Here is a 17,089-nt window from a genome sequence, read left to right as displayed (position 1 = left end):
ATGGAACCAATCGTTTCTGTTGAAAAGTTAAGAATGAAATTTCCCGGTGATGAATCTTTGATATTCAAGGACCTATCACTATCGTTTGATCAAGGAGAAAAAGTGCTATTGTTAGGACCGTCAGGATGTGGTAAGTCGACTCTTTTACAAGTGTTAAGCGGATTGATTCCGAATTCCATCGAAGTACCGATGAAAACGGAGAAATTGAAATGCCCTTCTTCATGGGGGTATGTTTTTCAAGATCCTGATAGTCAGTTTTGCATGCCATTTGCCGATGAGGAAATTGCCTTCGTCCTTGAGAATCTTTCCGTCCCTAAAGAAGAAATGAAAGAGAAGATTCAAAATCATTTCCGTAAAGTAGGATTGAACCTAGGCCATACAAGTATTGAAACATTATCAGGCGGGATGAAACAGCGTCTGGCAATCGCTTCAGTATTGGCCCTTGAACCAGAAGTGATATTTTTAGATGAACCAACCGCCATGCTTGATCCGGAAGGAACGATAGAAATCTGGGAATTGTTGAAGGAAGTCGGACGAGACAAAACGGTTATTATCGTCGAGCATAAAATTGACCATGTTTTAGAATTCATCGAACGAATCGTGCTTTTTAACGATGATGGTCAAATCATAGCTGATGGTCCAAGAGACACCATTCTTTCACTGTATAAAAATGAAATGAAAGAACATGGAATTTGGTTCCCAGGTGTTTGGGATGAATATATACAGAAGTATGCACCGATTCGGGAACACCCATTTACAGATGATTCACCACTTATGGATGTGCAAGGCTTTAGCGGTTTTCGGAATAAAGAGGAAAAAATCAAGGTTGAAGAGCTGAAGGTACATTCAGGTGAATGGATTGTAATCAGGGGTGAAAATGGCGCGGGGAAGAGTACACTTTTGCATGCACTGATGCAGTTCATAAAAACGAATGGTAAGTATGAATTATTGGGAACACCCATTAAAAAGGTGAAAAATCCAACGGATCATATGACGTTTGTCTTTCAAAATCCTGAGTTTCAGTTTGTTGCAAATACTGTATATGAAGAGATTGCTTATTCATTGAGAATTGATAAAAGGCCGCAACAAGAAATAGATGAGAGAGTCCGCTCATTGCTTAAAGTGTTCCGCCTGGAGGCACATCGGGATAAACATCCGTTTCAATTATCAATGGGTCAAAAGCGTCGCTTAAGCGTAGCCGCCTCAATCGTAATAGACAAAAAAATCATTCTCCTGGATGAGCCAACCTTTGGCCAAGATTCGAAAAATACCTTTGCATTACTGGAATGGTTTGAGGAATATCGAAGACGCGGAATAACAGTGATCATGGTAACTCATGACGATCATATTTCAAAAAACTTTGCAACCAGGATCTGGACGGTTAAGGACGGAAACGTAATTAGTGATAAAAACATTGCGCAATCAGGATTTGTGGATACCAAAGTTAAAAGGAGTGTCATGTAGATGAATGTTTCAAATGCAGAAACATGGCTCCATAGAATTAATCCAAGCCTTAAACTTGGTGTACTGATTGTGTTATGCATCGTGGCGTTATTCATTCATGACCTGAATTATATGATGAATATCACCATTGGCGTATTACTTTTATTTTTGTTTTTTACCGGGCATTCGATAAAACGCATCTTACTTTTGTCGATTCCCTTTTGTTTCATTTTTATATCCACCTCTTCTGCAATGATACTATTCGGGCAAGGTGAGACGCTTTGGTTTGAGTGGGGCCTTATTTCGATTACGGAAGAAAGTTTCATGAGGGGATTACTGGTAGGCTTTCGAGCTTTGTTCTTTGCGATCCTTGGTTTAACTTTTTCCTTAACGACGAGACCAGTGAACTTGTTTTATTCGTTAATGCAGCAAGTTAAGCTTAAACCGAAATATGCCTATAGTTTCATGGCGGCATTAAGGCTGATTCCCATCATGATGGAGGAGTTCCAAACGATACGAAACGCGATGAAGGTACGCGGCTTCGAAAGGGGAAAAGGGATAAAAGCATTATATTTTAAAATGAAAGCCTATTCCATCCCGTTGTTATCCGGAAGCATCAGACGTGCTCACCGAATCGCGGTTGCGATGGAGGCAAAGCGATTTACAGACACACGGGATCGAACTTTCTATTATGAATTTGGGTTTTCAAAAAAGGACCATGGTTTCATTCTGTATTTTATCATCCTGTTGTTGGCCGGCTTTTATCTGTCGATTCAATTCCCGTTAGTTTCTATTTGATTTTATGAGATTGTAACTTTACTTGTTAGGAGTCCTTAGTATGAATGCACATGAATTGCATATTATTTCTACTGGGAAACAGCCAATTGAAAAGTTTGTGGAAATCGCTTCAAACATTCAGGAACATGTTGATTTCTTTTATCTAAGGGAAAAGCATTTGAGTGCATCGGAACTTTATCGAGCAGTGACCCTACTACATGATAATAAGATTCCGCTTTCTAAGATCATCATTAATGACCGGGTGGATGTAGCTTGGGTACACAAAGTATTTGGTGTGCAATTGGCTTTTCATAGTTTAGATGCGGGAGTTGTAAAAGGAGCTTTTCCAGGGATGAATGTTGGCTGTTCGATCCATTCAATGGATGAAGCGAATGCTGCATTCAGCAAAGGGGCCGATTACGCGATTTATGGACATGTTTTTGAAACGGATTCAAAAATCGGCCTTCCTCCTAGGGGAGTTGAGGAGCTTCATGCAATCTCAAGAAATGTCAATCTTCCGATAATTGCGATAGGCGGAATAACACCTTTCAATTGCCAAGTCGTGCTGGATGCGGGGGCACGTGGAATTGCGGTCATGTCAGGTGTCCTTGAAGCTGAAAATCCGATTGAAGCCGTTAAAGAATATTCGAAGTCTTTGGGAAAGGAGACATAAGATGAATTCCATATATGATGCAATCATTGTTGGGGGAGGAGTAATAGGTGGATCCATTGCTTTTCAATTAGCCAAACGAGGTAAAAAGGTCCTTTTATTGGAAAAAGATAGACTTGCCAGTAAAGCATCCAGTGCTGCAGCCGGGATGTTAGGGGCACAAGCCGAGTTAGATGCTGATAACCCGCTTTTTACATTGGCAAGCCGAAGCAGGGGGATGTTTCCTGCACTGTCGGAAGAATTAAAAGACATAAGTGGAATAGACATCGAATTAGTGAACAAGGGCATGTTTAAGGTGGCGCTAACGAATGATCAGGTAGCCGAGTTGAAGAACATGATCAGAGCCCAGCAAAATGCGGGACTTGAGGCTGAGTGGCTTTCGACTGCCGAAATAAGGAAAACGGAACCGCTTCTATCGGATGAGATTAAGGGAGCCATGTTCATTCCGAAGGATGGACAAGTTTCAGCCACTAGGCTGTCGCTCGCTTTTACTGAATCTGCCGCTGCCCTTGGTGTAGATATAAAGGAATTTGTTCATGTCTCCGACTTAGTTACTGAAAACGGATGTGTAACGGGAGTGGTGACGAACATAGGTGCATTTTCAAGTGAAAATGTCATCGTGGCAGGTGGGGCTTGGAGTGCTTTCCTCCTTGAAAAATCAGGGATGAAACTCGACAGTTATCCTGTAAAGGGAGAGTGCCTTTCCGTCCTGACCGATCGTCCATTGCTTGAAAAAACGATCTTCTCACATGGCTGCTATCTTGTGCCCAAAGTTGGCGGAAGAATCATTGTCGGGGCAACGGTTAAAGCGAACACTTTCGATCAAAAGGTAAGTCTTGACGGGATTTCTACGTTAATAGAAAGAGCAATGCAATTGCTTCCGGCGATTAAAGGAACCGAATTGGAAAAGACATGGGCAGGTATACGCCCCCAAACCGGGGACGGCTTGCCGTACTTTGGTGAACATCCGGCATGCAAAGGACTTTTCATTGCAACGGGGCACTACAGGAATGGCATCCTGCTTTCTCCAATTACAGGTGTACTTATAGCTGATATTTTAGAAAGGAAGACAAATCCCGAATGGTCTGCTTTTCGATTGGATCGTTCGATACAGACCCTTTTTTCTTAATGGAGGTGGATGAATTGGAATTGATCATTAACGGCGAAAAAATACGGATTCCTGCCGATGAATCAACAGTTACAGGGCTTTTGCAACACTTTAATTTACATCAAAAAGTAGTGATTGTTGAATTGAATGATGAAATATTAGCAAAAGAAAGTTTAAGTGAAACACTTTTGTCAAATGGAGACAAGGTAGAGATTGTACATTTTGTAGGAGGCGGATGATATGTTAAAGATTGGTTCTTATGAATTTTCTTCAAGATTGTTATTAGGTACTGGAAAATATCCAAACTTCGATGTTCAAAAGCAATCAGTGGAGGTTTCGGAGACGGAAATATTAACATTTGCGGTCCGGAGAATGAACATTTTTGAAGCCAGTCAGCCAAATTTTTTAGAAAAGCTTGATTTGAAAAAATACACACTCCTTCCCAATACAGCAGGAGCTAAAACAGCCAAGGAAGCAGTGCGCATAGCCCATCTCGCAAAGGCATCTGGCTTATGTGACATGATTAAGGTAGAAGTCATTGGCTGCCAAAAAACACTGCTGCCTGATCCGATTGAAACATTGAAAGCTGCTGAAGAATTAGTGAAACTCGGATTCACCGTATTACCCTATACTTCGGATGATGTGTTGCTCGCTAAACGCCTGGAAGAAGTGGGATGCCATGCAATCATGCCTGGAGCTTCACCAATTGGCTCTGGTCAGGGCATTATAAACCCACTGAACTTACGATTCATCATGGAACAATCAGAGGTTCCAGTAATTGTTGATGCAGGGATTGGAACGCCCTCTGATGCGGCAATCGCCATGGAATTAGGGGCGGATGGCGTATTGCTTAACACTGCTGTTTCGGGAGCAAAAGATCCAGTCAAAATGGCGAAAGCAATGAAACTTGCCATTGAGGCAGGCCGATTAGGGTATGAAGCAGGAAGAATCGAAAAAAATGATTATGCGATAGCAAGCAGCCCAGTTGAAGGATTGAGCATTGGATGAATGAACGTTATTCACGTCAGGAACTTTTTGGCCCTATTGGAGCAGAAGGGCAATTGAAAATTCGCAAAAAACACGTTTTGGTGATTGGAGCGGGTGCTCTCGGAACGGGAACTGCGGAAGGTCTTGTACGAGCCGGAATTGGGAAACTCACCATTGTGGACAGAGATTATGTAGAGTGGAGCAACCTTCAAAGACAACAGCTTTATTGTGAAGATGATGCACAAAAAAGAATACCGAAAGCAGTGGCAGCGAAGAATCGTTTGAATGCGCTAAATTCGGACGTTATCGTAAATTCATATGTGGCGGATGTTTCGGTTGATGAATTGGCGAAGCTGGTTGAAGGCGTGGATTTAATATTGGATGCCACTGATAATTTCGACACCAGGATGCTTATTAACGATACTGCGCAAAAATATAAAATACCCTGGATTTACGGGGCCTGTGTAGGAAGTTATGGGATAAGTTACACGGTGATTCCAGAGGCGACCCCATGTTTGAATTGTTTGCTGGAAACAGTTCCAATGGGAGGACTGACATGTGATACGGCGGGAATCATCAGCCCTGCTGTTCAAACGGTCGTTGCTCACCAAATGGCGGAAGCTTTAAAAATCCTTGTCGAAGATCATGCATCGCTAAGAAACAAAATCGTATCATTTGATCTTTGGAAAAATGAACATTCATCCATAAATGTAGCGCAATTAAAAAAAGATACTTGTTTGTCATGTGGATCAAATCGAACGTATCCCCACCTCTCTTATTCAAATCGAACAAAGACAGCCGTTTTATGCGGAAGGGATTCTGTCCAGATTCGGCCGGCAATGAAGCTTGAACGAGACTTAGCGGAACTCGAAGAATATCTTCTCGCACAAGGTGGTAAGATCGTCAGGAATCCTTATTTACTTTCATTTACTATCGGAACCCATCGGTTAGTCGTTTTTAAAGACGGGCGGGCGTTGATTCATGGAACAAAAGATATTGCAGAGGCAAAAACATTATATCATCGTTATTTTGGCTGAAATGGACTGACACGGACCTTGGAATTCACGTTTAAACCGTGTAAAAGGGTGCCAAAAAAAGATGCCCTTATAATAGGAAGGTATCGAACATTTTCCATGTGACTTATTTGCTGCACAAATATAAAACGAAAGCGGTGTCTGCCTTTTTGGGGCGGCACCGCTTTGTTATGGAACGATTATTTAAGCAGCTTACATATCATGACTGCTATTATGCTTCTGACGGGTGTGCTGTCTGTTTTTCACCTTATGAGAACCGCTTAACGGTGCAGGTTGACCTGGGTTATTTCCTTTAGGAGCATTTTTTCGAATATCTTTACCATCGTTTTTGTTCATGTGCTATCCCTCCTATCTCTTAAGATAATCAGTTCGTGAAATTTTATTCACATACATATATTTGCAAACCTCGTACATGCTATTGATGGACACTATATTTAAGGAGCTGAACCCAAATGCAGGATAAACAAGATAAGCGAAGGACTTTCCAGGAAGCCCAGCAAAGTTATCAGCAAGTATTTGATGTATACTCATCCATTGAGAAGAACGCACCGAATTACGGAACGGAATTGAAACATGTGAAGCAGGAAGTGAACGAGGCCTATCAGCAAATACAATCTGCTTTAGTCACCGCTTCCGAACATCAGAAAGAACAATTGAAAAAATTCGAACAGGATATTCAGGCAATCGTCAATGAGGTGAATTCTGAGGACTATTGAGTGACAGGTTCTATCGTCATGAGTTTTGCGCGTTTTACTTTTGCGTTTCTTGAATTTAGAATGGAATAGGCTTTTTGAAAAATGCAGTACAACTGCCATTTCAAAAAGCCTATCCTGTTTAAAGCCTAGAAATGAGGGAAATTATTGGTTTTTCTTTCTTTTTTTATTGTTTTGCCTTTGCATTTCCGATAATGGCGGTTCATTTCCCAATTCATCATTGTATCCAGTTCCATTACCTTGCGCTTTTGCAGCATTCATACCCGGTATAACATGATTTGCCTTTTGTTTTGTCATTTCGACACCTCCACCCATAGAATGCGATAATGTCGAATGATTATGTATGAAGTACTAATATGTTTTGCTGGAATAATTTATCAGGCCATAAATAAGGGTATTTTCAATAAAACTCATATCAGCAAGGCTTCCTAAATGCACTTTAATATGTGGGGGATTTTTTTCTATAAGAGAAACTTATCAAAAACAATAACTTTCTTGTTATTTACTTATACTCATTTCTATATTAGTATTAAGTTGAAGGAAGAGTTAGGGTGGGAGAAGAGAGAGAAAATTCGACAAACTAACTTTTTTACTTATATTTATAGTAAACATGGTTTCAGTGAACCAGGTTTTACTTTTATGTGCAGAATACGTTCTGACAGTTTAATAGGGGGTAATATTCATGACGAAAAATGACGTATACCAAGCGCGTAAGTCCTTTGAAATTGAAGGGGAACGCTACAACTACTACAGCCTAGACGCTATTGAAAAAGCAGGGGATGGAAAAGTATCACGCCTTCCATATTCCATTAAAGTATTACTTGAAGCGGTACTTCGCCAAGTAGACGGAAGAGTAATCACTAAAGAACACGTTGCGAACCTTGCTAAATGGGGAACAAGCGAGCAACAAGATATAGATGTTCCGTTCAAGCCATCACGTGTAATCCTACAAGATTTCACTGGTGTTCCAGTTGTTGTTGATTTAGCTTCTTTACGTAATGCTTTCGCAGCTCTTGGTGGAGATCCTGACAAAATCAACCCGGAAATCCCGGTTGACCTTGTAATTGACCACTCTGTACAAGTTGATAAAGCAGGTACGATGGATTCCCTTGATGCCAATATGGATCTTGAATTCGAACGTAATGCAGAGCGTTACCAGTTCCTAAGCTGGGCTCAAAAATCATTCAACAACTATCGTGCAGTTCCACCGGCAACTGGTATCGTTCACCAAGTTAACTTAGAGTACCTTGCGAACGTTGTTCATGCTGTTGAAACTCCAAACGGCGACTTCGAAGTATTCCCTGATTCTGTTTTCGGTACAGATTCACATACTACAATGATCAACGGTATTGGTGTTCTTGGTTGGGGTGTCGGCGGTATCGAAGCAGAAGCAGGAATGCTTGGACAGCCATCTTACTTCCCAGTTCCAAAAGTGGTTGGTGTTAAACTGACTGGTCAACTTCCTAAAGGTACAACAGCTACTGACCTTGCATTGAAAGTAACACAAGTTCTTCGTGCACACGGCGTAGTTGGTAAATTCGTTGAGTTCTACGGCCCAGGAGTAGGATACCTTCCACTTGCTGACCGTGCAACAATCGCTAACATGGCTCCTGAATACGGTGCTACAGTTGGTTTCTTCCCTGTTGATGCAGAAGCGATCGATTACATGCGCTTAACAGGCCGTGATGAAAAACAAATTAAAGTGGTTGAATCATACTGCAAAGAAAATGGTTTGTTCTACTCTCCTGAAAACGAAGATCCAGCATACAATGATGTTGTGGAAATCGACCTTTCAGCAATTGAACCAAACCTTTCAGGCCCTAAACGCCCGCAAGATTTGATTCCACTTTCTCAAATGAAAAAATCTTTCCATGACGCCATCAACGCACCTATGGGCAACCAAGGTTTTGGCATGGACAATTCTGAATTGGATAAAGAAGTAACTGTTAAATTTGCCGATGGTAAAGAAACGGTAATGAAAACAGGTGCGATTGCAATTGCTGCAATCACAAGCTGTACGAACACTTCTAACCCGTACGTAATGCTTGGAGCAGGTCTTATTGCTAAAAAAGCAGTTGAAAAAGGCTTGACTGTTCCGGATTATGTAAAAACATCATTGGCACCAGGTTCTAAAGTTGTTACTGGTTACCTTCGTGATGCAGGTCTTCAACCATACCTTGATCAATTAGGATTCAACGTAGTTGGTTACGGCTGTACAACATGTATCGGTAACTCAGGTCCATTGGCTGACGAAATCGAAGCAGCTGTTGCTGAAGCAGACCTTCTAGTAACTTCAGTACTTTCTGGTAACCGTAACTTTGAAGGTCGTATTCATCCACTAGTGAAAGCAAACTATCTTGCTTCTCCAACTTTGGTTGTTGCATATGCACTTGCTGGTACTGTGGACTTCGATCTTAACAATGATTCACTTGGTAAAGACAAAGATGGTAACGATGTATATCTTGCTGATATCTGGCCATCACAAGAAGAAGTTAACGCTGCTGTTAAAGCAACAGTTACACCGGAATTATTCCGTAAAGAATACGAAACAGTATTCAACGATAACAAACGTTGGAATGAAATCCAAACAAGCAACGAAGCGATTTATGCTTTCGATTCTAAATCAACATACATTCAAAATCCTCCATTCTTTGAAGGATTATCACCAGAACCGGGTTCAGTTAACCCACTTTCCGGCTTGCGTGTAGTTGGTAAATTCGGTGACTCAGTTACAACTGACCACATTTCTCCTGCAGGTGCAATCGGAAAAGATACACCAGCTGGTATCTATCTTCGTGAAAACGGTGTGAAACCGCGTGACTTTAACTCTTACGGTTCTCGTCGTGGTAACCATGAAGCGATGATGCGCGGAACGTTCGCGAACATCCGTATCCGTAACCAAGTTGCTCCAGGAACAGAAGGTGGATACACAACTTACTGGCCAACAGGCGATGTAATGGCTATCTATGATGCTTGTATGAAATACAAAGCTGATGGAACAGGTCTTGCAGTCATCGCTGGTAAAGACTATGGTATGGGAAGCTCTCGTGACTGGGCTGCGAAAGGTACTAACCTTCTTGGCATCAAAACAGTCATCGCTGAAAGCTTTGAACGTATTCACCGTTCAAACCTTGCATTAATGGGTGTTCTTCCACTTCAATTCAAAGAAGGCGAAAACGCTGAAACGCTTGGATTGACTGGTAAAGAAGCGATCGCAGTTAAAATCGACGAAACAGTTAAACCGCGTGATATCGTAACAGTTACAGCTACTGATGAAGCTGGAAACGTAAAAGAATTTGATGTACTTGTTCGTTTCGATTCCGAAATCGAAATCGACTACTACCGTCACGGTGGTATCCTTCAAATGGTATTACGTAATAAATTAAAAGGCTAATTTCAGCTTTTAGGAAGCGGTAAACCTACTATCAGGTTTACCGCTTTTTTTTGTGTCAAGTTTATGAAACAATGTGATATATGATATTATTTAAAGGAATTGCACTTTTCCGAATATCCTTTTATTGTTAAGATGGAATAGGGAAGTTGTTCTATTTCTGGAAATGGACTAATATTTTTATTGTAATGGGACTAGGGGGACGAGTATGCTTAAAAAAATTATTGCTTCAGTGGCCTTACTATCACTTATTACTGTAGCGATCGTGCAGGCGATGGATAATGACTCAAAGGAAAATGACGAAAAAGATGCTTTAGGCGGATTGAAAATAGGAGCTAAAGCACCGAATTTCTCCCTGAAAACTTTGGATGGGAAACAAGTTGAATTATCGGATTACAAGGGCAAAAAGGTAATGCTGAATTTTTGGGCAACATGGTGTCCGCCTTGCAAGAAGGAAATGCCGGATATGGAGAAATATACACAGCAAGCGGGTGATGATGTCGTAGTACTTGCCGTCAATATTGACCCTGAAAATGATGTACAAGCATTTGTAGAGGATAATGGAATTACTTTTACCATACCGCTGGACAGTCAAAGTGCCAAAAATCCAGTGAATGAGCGCTACAAGATTCTTAGCATACCGACAACTTACTTCATCGACAAAGAAGGCATCATCAGGAATAAGGTAATTTCAGCCATGCAATTAAAAGATATGGAACGAAATATAAATAGTATGCAGTAGGGGAACTTTATGTAGTTAGCGAAACTCCTGCCAACCGGGCTAGATGCTTGGGGCTAGGAGACTTGGCGGCAGTCGGAAGGCGATTTTTGAAAAATTACAAACTGAAACGGAATCTATAAAGGTTCCGTTTCAGTTTGTAGACAAGAGGGGTTCGGAATTAAAAAATTCCGAACCCTTTTGTCAATGGCAGCCTCCATTTTACGAATCATTTGGTTCGCTGGCACCAGTTGATATAAAGTAATCATTTCCAGTTTGATCTCGCTGAATAGAATCATGTTTAGAAAGTATCCTCATCACCTCAAGTTTTATTAATTCTATTTTAAGGCAGTGAAGACTTTAGGCAAAAGGGTTCTATCTAAAAGTTAAAACAAAGTTGATTGGAACGGAAGGTACGAGACTCCTGCGGGAAAAGCGTGTCCAGGGGAGACCCCGCAGGCGCAAAGGCGCCGAGGAGGCTCCCGGACCGCCCGCGGAAAGCGAGTGCCTGGAGAGGAAATCAATGTCCATTGTACAAACCAAAAAAACTGTAGACAACCTCGATTTTCATCGAGGTTAGTCTACAGTTGTGACGGAACCTTTATGAGGTTCCGTTTTATTGTATGTTAACAAAGTTGTCAAACTTTAATGGAAAAATCAAAAAATTTAAAAAATTATGGTTGATGTTCACGGAAAAAGGGTTAAAGTATAGAGAGCGGATAAATGGAATTTTAATCAGGTTAAAAATCTGATAATTATGACAATTAAAGGAATGTAAACCATATAGTCATAATTTTACGTTAATTTGGCAATACTGAAAATTATATTAAAAATAAGTAGGTGAAAAGCATGAAAAAAAGAAAAAGGACATTTGAAGAATTAATTAAAGAAAACAAAAGGGAATTATTGATGGACGTTAAGCAAATGGAAAGACTTGAGGAACGTCTTGAAAAAAAACATATGCAAAAGGCTGAATAGGTTTTGCTTAAAAAGAGCCAGTGCCATGAAGGTCCCTTCAAGGTGCTGGCTCTTTTTTCATGGCTTTTTCAAAAACTGGCATTCATGAATTTCCTCTTTTTTATCCATGATAAGAGAAGGATAAGAGAAGGAGGCGATAAAATGGGTAATCCAAAAAAAGATTCCAAACACTTTAGACCGAGCCATCTAGGGACACAACCAATAGCAGCAGGTGGGAATAACGGTAAGAAAATGCAGGACAAATCCGGGAAACATCCTCAGGTCATTCAAACTAAAGGCGAGTAATCAAGGCTTAATAAAGTAATCGTAATAATATTATGTAAATAAAAAAACATGAGGTGAAATTAATGGGCACAAATAAGAACAATCCGGATAATCGTTTGGATAATGTTGAAAAAATTCAAGATGCAATAGAAAATACGGAAGAGAACATTATCGCAGCAAATGAAACGTTATCATTCTCTTCAGGGGAGGAAAAACAGGCAATTCAGGCTAAAAATGAACGAAGAAGAAAGAGCATTGATGGAATGAAGGAAGAAATGCAAGATGAGCAGGAAGCACGGGAAAGCGGTTATAGTAACGATAATATGTAAACAACTAGGTAAAGGGGAGAAAGAGGCGAGAAATCTTTCTCCTCTTTTATTTAGGTTCATTGAAGGGAAGCAGTCCAGATTAAGACAGCTTAAATGAAAATTGCACAATTGTTATGGTAAAATGTTTATTGCAACAGAAATGAAAGTGGGGAAACAAAATGTTCATAGCTGAAAACGAAATTGAAGTGCGGTATGCAGAGACAGATCAAATGGGTGTTGTTTACCATGCGAATTATTTTATATGGATGGAACTAGGCAGGACAAAATTGATAAATGATTTAGGATTTTATTATGCTGATATGGAAGCGGATGGCATCCTCTCACCTGTTATGGATATTCAGGCTTCGTATAAAACCCCCGTTAGATATGGTGATAAGGTAAAAGTTAAAACCTGGATTGAAAAATATGACGGCTTGCGGGTCATTTATGGGTATGAGATCGTTAACGGGAAAAATGAAGTGGCGGCTACAGGTCATTCTTCCCACGTTTGCGTTAAAAAGGAGAGCTTCCGCCCGATATCGATTAAACGCATGTATCCAGAATGGCATGAGGCCTATGAAAAAAATAAAAAGCAGGATGAATTGGTTTAATTACAATTATTGAGGTGATCAAAAATGGCTTTTGGGATTAAACGTGTAGACGTCGTAGCCTGGAAGCAGAAAATCGATCAAGGCCAAATAGCTTTTTTAACTCATTATTGGCTGGATGACCGATTTCCCGGTTGCAAGACGGTTACAAAAGTCGGATGCAAAGATTTACGGCGTTTATCGGAGTGGGGTAAGCAATACGGGCTTAAAAAAGAGTGGATTCATCACAGGAAGGATGGCTATTCTCATTTCGATCTTTTAGGGGAAAAGCAAGCGGAAATTCTTAGTGCGGAAGATATTAAAGAGCGTCTGCTTGATTGAACAAGAAAAAACAGCGGTTACACCGCTGCTTTATTGTCAAGCATTCTTTTCATAGTGAAATTCAGGTTCAGTCAGTTTTTCATTAAAAGTAATAAGTAAATCGTGACCATCAAAGTACCATAAATCTTTTTCTTCTACATAAAAATTAATCTCATTCATAGTTGTTGCGGCTGCTGCAGTTTCAGGTTCTTCCTGCATTATACCTAATGAAAAGCCGCTTTGGACGGTACTATGCCCGCCATATCTTACATAAAAGCGCAAATGAGAGCCTTCTTGAAGCCCCAGCTCATCAATATACCACTTAGCTGCTTGATCGGAAATGGTCAGTTTCATACTCATTCTCCTTCCTAGAGGTTCGTTATTTAAGTATAAAGTAATTATGAAGTAGATGCGAATAATGTGCGTTCAAGAAAGGATATAACCCATGGATATTATCTATAATATTTGTTTCATAACTCGAAAAAAATTCAATGAAGTCGAAGTGTTGATGCTATTTCGCCAAAAGAATCCCAATAAGCATAAATGGAATGGTATAGGCGGGAGGATAGAACAAGGTGAAACCATCGATGAATCGATGGAACGCGAAATTTTTGAAGAAACTGGATTGAAAGTAAGGGGGATGGCCTTTCGAGGGATCGTGACATGGAATCAAACGGGTGGAATGTATGTTTACAGAGCTGAAGATGCAGGGGGCGGGCTATCTGCCTGTGATGAAGGGGAACTTGCCTGGAAGCCATATCAATGGGTTATGGAGGCAAGTGATGTTGTGTCCAACATAAAGTATTACCTAAAAGATATATTACAGGATGAACCACCACAAGAATTTGTCTGTACCTATAAAAATGAACAATTAATATCAGTCAAAAAAAAGCCTTTGCCTGATTGGGCAAAAGAATTGACTTTCAATTGAAAACCGCACATGGGCGGTTTTTTCGCTTTTTTTGATTCTAAGCTAAATATCACAAAGTAGCAGAAGAATATTGGGAATTTTGGTATTTTTAAGCAAGGTACTGAAATTATTTATTGTAATTTACGGAAAACGAGATGTTTAAAGGTAGTACGGAAATGGTGCTGTTTTCATTATTGGCTCAAAAGGATATTTATGGGTGTGAGATCATCCAGCTCAATCAGTTAAGTGGGGTTTATTTACATTATAAAGAAGGCATGTTATATCCCGATTTATAAGGCAAGAGTATTTAATTAGACTGGCAGGATTCCATAGAGGACCGAAAAGGAAATACTCGACGAAATTGATTGCTCGGTTTCTAATCCGTAAGGTCGTTTCGCACACATATGAGTATTCATAAAAATAGCTGCAGATTCCTGCAGCTATTTTGTATTTCCTTTTTCTTTTTCTTTTGCTTCAGCCTCGGCAAGCTTTCTCAGCAAAACGGGTGTAGGCATATGCATGATTTGCTCTAAAGGCAAGTTTAGTGACTTGGATAACTTTAATGCGGTTTCCGGTGATATTTGCAATGGCTTCATGGCACTTTCTCCTATCGATATTTAATAGCTAGTTCCAGTGTAGACTTTGTTCTTCAATTATTCAATCCTTACTTGACCATTTATCCATTAAACGAAAAGCATACTATTCATTTGATGGGAAGTTAATGTAAAAGTATTTTAGGTCCTTTTACCTTGACAAAAGACTTGAATTGAGGCCAAAATAAAAATATAATTAGTCCTAATGGATTATTTATTTTATATGAATCTGATTCATTTTAATTTCGTTGGATACAAAGGCCTATATAATATTGGTGGAATATCTTGGATCCGCTTTATCGTGAATTACAAAATCAGGGGGAGTGGGATATGGGGATCTTCATGAAAGCGAAGCCGGAAAAAGCAATCTGGTTTCAAAAAGCAAAAGAAACAGATGGCATATTGGATGTAAGCAGTGAACAGGTGAAACTGCAGGTGACTATCATCGATTTAACCGAATTCGATTTAAAGCTGATCCATGCCTTTAGAGAGGCAATCGAGCCCCAGGTAGAGGGAGTTGTTGATGCCTTTTATCAAACGATTCTGCAGGTTCCTGAATTGAAAGGGATAATCACTGAACACAGCACGGTGGGAAAATTGAGGAAAACGTTAATTACCCATATGCTATCTTTATTCAATGGTGTGATTGACGATGAGTTTGTTGAATTGCGGAATAAGGTGGCGAAGACTCATTATCGAATTGGACTACAGCCCCTGTGGTATTCATCCGGTTTTCAAAATGTTCAAAATTACTTGCAAAGAATTGTCTTTGATCAAACCAAGAATGAAGTGGAGCAGCAGGCATTAATATCAGCGATAGGAAAAATACTCAATCTGGAACAGCAGTTAGTCCTTGAGGCATATGAAGTTGAAAATTTAAAAGCTAGGGAAAATCAATATAAAGAAATAAAAGAGGAAGTGAGAAGGAAAATCTCGTTTGTTAGTGAAGAAGTTCTGAATTTAAGTGAAGAAACGGATGCTTCCGTAAAGCAATTGATAGAAAACGGGCAATATGTCAAAACGCAGATCGCAACACGTGCTGAACAATCACTTCGTTCAAAGACAATGGCTGAAGAGGGGCAGAATCGCATGCAGATCTTAACGAAAAAGATAAAAAACCTTGTTATCTTCATGAAAAATGCTGATGAAAAGATTGTTTTATTAAACCAATCCTTCGTAAGCATTACCGAGTTTGTTAAGCTTGTACAGGGAATGGCCGACCAGACAAATTTACTATCATTGAACTCAGCCATCGAGGCAGCACGGGCAGGTGAACATGGTAATGGATTTGCGGTTGTTTCGAATGAGGTCAGGAAACTTGCTGAACAGACTAAAAAGTCGATAGCTGAAATAGATGCAATCGTGCAAACATCAAATGAATATATGAAGGATGTTGTTGATTCTGTCCTAAGGGTCAAGGAAGTCGTTCAAGCAGGCGTGAAAGAATCGGAATTAACAGAAAATTCCTTCAATGAAATAATCGGAGTCATCAAAGGGAATATAGCGGATTCTGCAGAAATGGAAATGACAATAAAGGAATTAGTGTCAATCATCCAGGAAATCGGAAACGCTACTGAAAAGGTTTCGAGGCATGCCGGTATCCTGAATAACACGGCAAATGAATTGTAGAATGGAAAATAGGCCCATGCATACGGGCCTATTTTCACTTGGATATGGTGTGTTTTACAACCACTTTACTTTCGGTTCAGTTTTATCGATAATCCGCTTGATGTTTGCGCGATGCCGGTAAAAAATGAAGATCGTTAATATACCGATTACAATAATGAGCGGCAAATCATCAGTATGAAACACTAAACTATAGATGAGAGCAAGTAGACAAGCAATCATGGAAGAAAGCGAGACATATTTGGATATGTATAAGGATATGAAGAATATAAAAATGGCAAAAACAAAAAACCATGGTTCGTATGCAAGAATGACACCAGCAGAAGTTGCCACAGCTTTACCGCCCCGAAAGTTTGCGAAAATGGGAAACATATGACCGATGACCGCAAAAACTCCGGCTAGCAATAAATTCATTTCGAGGCCTAGCATATACGGCAGTAAAGTTGCTAGGGTACCCTTAAGTATATCCATGATAGTAACGGTAAGCCCTGCCTTGACACCAAGTGTCCTGAAGGTATTTGTCCCGCCTAGATTCTTACTGCCATGCTCCCGGATGTCGATTTTGTAGAAAGCTTTACCGATTATTAAACCGGAAGGAATCGAACCGATCAGGTAGGCAGCCAGTATAGTGATAAATGTAAGCATTCTATTACCCTTTCTT

At 40.1% G+C, this 17,089-nt stretch carries 22 protein-coding genes and 1 pseudogene; 18 read left to right on the top strand and 5 right to left on the bottom strand.

Features of this window, described 5'->3' with window-relative positions; genetic code table 11:
- Genes V3595_RS06975 through V3595_RS06945 form a run of 7 tightly spaced genes read left to right on the top strand, consistent with a single transcriptional unit; the run spans window position 1 to window position 6,022 of the window.
- Window positions 1-1,464 (top strand): ABC transporter ATP-binding protein, encoded by a 1,464-nt coding sequence (locus V3595_RS06975; protein ID WP_485906161.1) that lies wholly within the window; start codon window positions 1-3, stop codon window positions 1,462-1,464.
- Window positions 1,465-2,241: an energy-coupling factor transporter transmembrane component T family protein gene (locus V3595_RS06970; RefSeq protein WP_350302441.1), complete on the top strand. Its 777-nt coding sequence runs from the start codon at window positions 1,465-1,467 to the stop codon at window positions 2,239-2,241.
- Between the two features lie 40 nt (window positions 2,242-2,281).
- Window positions 2,282-2,893 (top strand): thiazole tautomerase TenI, encoded by a 612-nt coding sequence (gene tenI, locus V3595_RS06965; RefSeq protein ID WP_485906160.1) that lies wholly within the window; start codon window positions 2,282-2,284, stop codon window positions 2,891-2,893.
- A gap of 1 nt (window position 2,894) precedes the next feature.
- Complete coding sequence (gene thiO, locus V3595_RS06960; RefSeq protein WP_485906159.1) at window positions 2,895-4,019, top strand: glycine oxidase ThiO; 1,125 nt, start codon at window positions 2,895-2,897, stop codon at window positions 4,017-4,019.
- A 14-nt stretch (window positions 4,020-4,033) separates the two neighbouring features.
- Window positions 4,034-4,237 (top strand): sulfur carrier protein ThiS, encoded by a 204-nt coding sequence (thiS, locus tag V3595_RS06955; RefSeq protein ID WP_063233541.1) that lies wholly within the window; start codon window positions 4,034-4,036, stop codon window positions 4,235-4,237.
- Between the two features lies 1 nt (window position 4,238).
- Window positions 4,239-5,006: a thiazole synthase gene (locus V3595_RS06950; RefSeq protein ID WP_063233542.1), complete on the top strand. Its 768-nt coding sequence runs from the start codon at window positions 4,239-4,241 to the stop codon at window positions 5,004-5,006.
- A complete protein-coding gene (locus V3595_RS06945; RefSeq protein ID WP_402902735.1) occupies window positions 5,003-6,022 on the top strand; it encodes a thiazole biosynthesis adenylyltransferase ThiF in 1,020 nt (339 codons plus the stop codon). The genes V3595_RS06950 and V3595_RS06945 overlap by 4 nt, the downstream gene beginning before the upstream one ends.
- Window positions 6,023-6,211: 189 nt before the next feature.
- On the opposite strand, the gene V3595_RS06940 is transcribed toward V3595_RS06945, so the two are convergent.
- Entirely contained in the window at window positions 6,212-6,355 is a 144-nt protein-coding gene (locus tag V3595_RS06940) for a small acid-soluble spore protein P (protein WP_063233544.1), read from the bottom strand.
- A 116-nt stretch (window positions 6,356-6,471) separates the two neighbouring features.
- On the opposite strand from V3595_RS06940, the gene V3595_RS06935 reads away from it, so the two are divergent.
- Window positions 6,472-6,735: a hypothetical protein gene (locus tag V3595_RS06935; RefSeq protein ID WP_063593346.1), complete on the top strand. Its 264-nt coding sequence runs from the start codon at window positions 6,472-6,474 to the stop codon at window positions 6,733-6,735.
- Window positions 6,736-6,876: 141 nt separating this feature from the next.
- Here V3595_RS06935 and sspO read toward each other — a convergent pair whose 3' ends face one another.
- Window positions 6,877-7,029, bottom strand: a complete 153-nt coding sequence (gene sspO / locus V3595_RS06930; RefSeq protein ID WP_289316630.1) for a small acid-soluble spore protein O — start codon at window positions 7,027-7,029, stop codon at window positions 6,877-6,879.
- 385 nt (window positions 7,030-7,414) lie between these two features.
- On the opposite strand from sspO, the gene acnA reads away from it, so the two are divergent.
- From acnA to V3595_RS06895, 7 genes are all read left to right on the top strand, one after another.
- Window positions 7,415-10,126, top strand: coding sequence for an aconitate hydratase AcnA (acnA, locus tag V3595_RS06925; protein WP_207438189.1), 2,712 nt, complete (start codon window positions 7,415-7,417; stop codon window positions 10,124-10,126).
- Between the two features lie 205 nt (window positions 10,127-10,331).
- Window positions 10,332-10,865, top strand: a complete 534-nt coding sequence (locus tag V3595_RS06920) for a TlpA disulfide reductase family protein (protein WP_350302459.1) — start codon at window positions 10,332-10,334, stop codon at window positions 10,863-10,865.
- Window positions 10,866-11,690: 825 nt separating this feature from the next.
- Window positions 11,691-11,819 carry an FbpB family small basic protein gene (locus V3595_RS06915; protein ID WP_072272906.1) on the top strand — a complete coding sequence of 43 codons (129 nt, stop codon included), beginning with the start codon at window positions 11,691-11,693 and terminating at the stop codon, window positions 11,817-11,819.
- Between the two features lie 141 nt (window positions 11,820-11,960).
- The gene (locus V3595_RS06910) at window positions 11,961-12,104 is read left to right on the top strand and encodes an acid-soluble spore protein N (protein WP_057275900.1); all 144 of its coding nucleotides are present in this window, start codon (window positions 11,961-11,963) and stop codon (window positions 12,102-12,104) included.
- 62 nt (window positions 12,105-12,166) lie between these two features.
- A complete protein-coding gene (gene tlp / locus V3595_RS06905) occupies window positions 12,167-12,412 on the top strand; it encodes a small acid-soluble spore protein Tlp (RefSeq protein ID WP_063593348.1) in 246 nt (81 codons plus the stop codon).
- Window positions 12,413-12,570: 158 nt separating this feature from the next.
- Window positions 12,571-13,002, top strand: a complete 432-nt coding sequence (locus V3595_RS06900) for an acyl-CoA thioesterase (protein ID WP_137018482.1) — start codon at window positions 12,571-12,573, stop codon at window positions 13,000-13,002.
- Between the two features lie 24 nt (window positions 13,003-13,026).
- Entirely contained in the window at window positions 13,027-13,320 is a 294-nt protein-coding gene (locus V3595_RS06895) for a hypothetical protein (RefSeq protein WP_137018483.1), read from the top strand.
- A 36-nt stretch (window positions 13,321-13,356) separates the two neighbouring features.
- Here the strand turns inward: V3595_RS06895 and V3595_RS06890 are convergent, their stop codons facing one another.
- Window positions 13,357-13,653, bottom strand: coding sequence for a HesB/YadR/YfhF family protein (locus V3595_RS06890; protein WP_137018484.1), 297 nt, complete (start codon window positions 13,651-13,653; stop codon window positions 13,357-13,359).
- 91 nt (window positions 13,654-13,744) lie between these two features.
- On the opposite strand from V3595_RS06890, the gene V3595_RS06885 reads away from it, so the two are divergent.
- Window positions 13,745-14,230, top strand: coding sequence for an NUDIX hydrolase (locus V3595_RS06885; RefSeq protein ID WP_485906158.1), 486 nt, complete (start codon window positions 13,745-13,747; stop codon window positions 14,228-14,230).
- Between the two features lie 419 nt (window positions 14,231-14,649).
- Here the strand turns inward: V3595_RS06885 and V3595_RS06880 are convergent, their stop codons facing one another.
- A complete protein-coding gene (locus V3595_RS06880; RefSeq protein WP_350302462.1) occupies window positions 14,650-14,805 on the bottom strand; it encodes a YycC family protein in 156 nt (51 codons plus the stop codon).
- A 327-nt stretch (window positions 14,806-15,132) separates the two neighbouring features.
- Here V3595_RS06880 and V3595_RS06875 point away from each other — a divergent pair.
- Together V3595_RS06875 and V3595_RS06870 are read left to right on the top strand one after the other, a co-directional pair.
- A pseudogene (locus V3595_RS06875) lies at window positions 15,133-15,666 on the top strand (protoglobin domain-containing protein); the annotation flags it as partial.
- A gap of 201 nt (window positions 15,667-15,867) precedes the next feature.
- Window positions 15,868-16,431: a methyl-accepting chemotaxis protein gene (locus V3595_RS06870; protein ID WP_485906776.1), complete on the top strand. Its 564-nt coding sequence runs from the start codon at window positions 15,868-15,870 to the stop codon at window positions 16,429-16,431.
- A 54-nt stretch (window positions 16,432-16,485) separates the two neighbouring features.
- Here the strand turns inward: V3595_RS06870 and plsY are convergent, their stop codons facing one another.
- The gene (plsY, locus tag V3595_RS06865; protein WP_402902710.1) at window positions 16,486-17,073 is read right to left on the bottom strand and encodes a glycerol-3-phosphate 1-O-acyltransferase PlsY; all 588 of its coding nucleotides are present in this window, start codon (window positions 17,071-17,073) and stop codon (window positions 16,486-16,488) included.
- Window positions 17,074-17,089: the final 16 nt, after the last annotated feature.

This window comes from Bacillus sp. CFBP9009 (assembly GCF_036541465.1).
Taxonomy (GTDB): domain Bacteria; phylum Bacillota; class Bacilli; order Bacillales; family DSM-1321; genus Peribacillus.
Note: the sequence above shows the minus strand (reverse complement) of the source record. Positions and strands in the feature narration are given on the sequence as shown.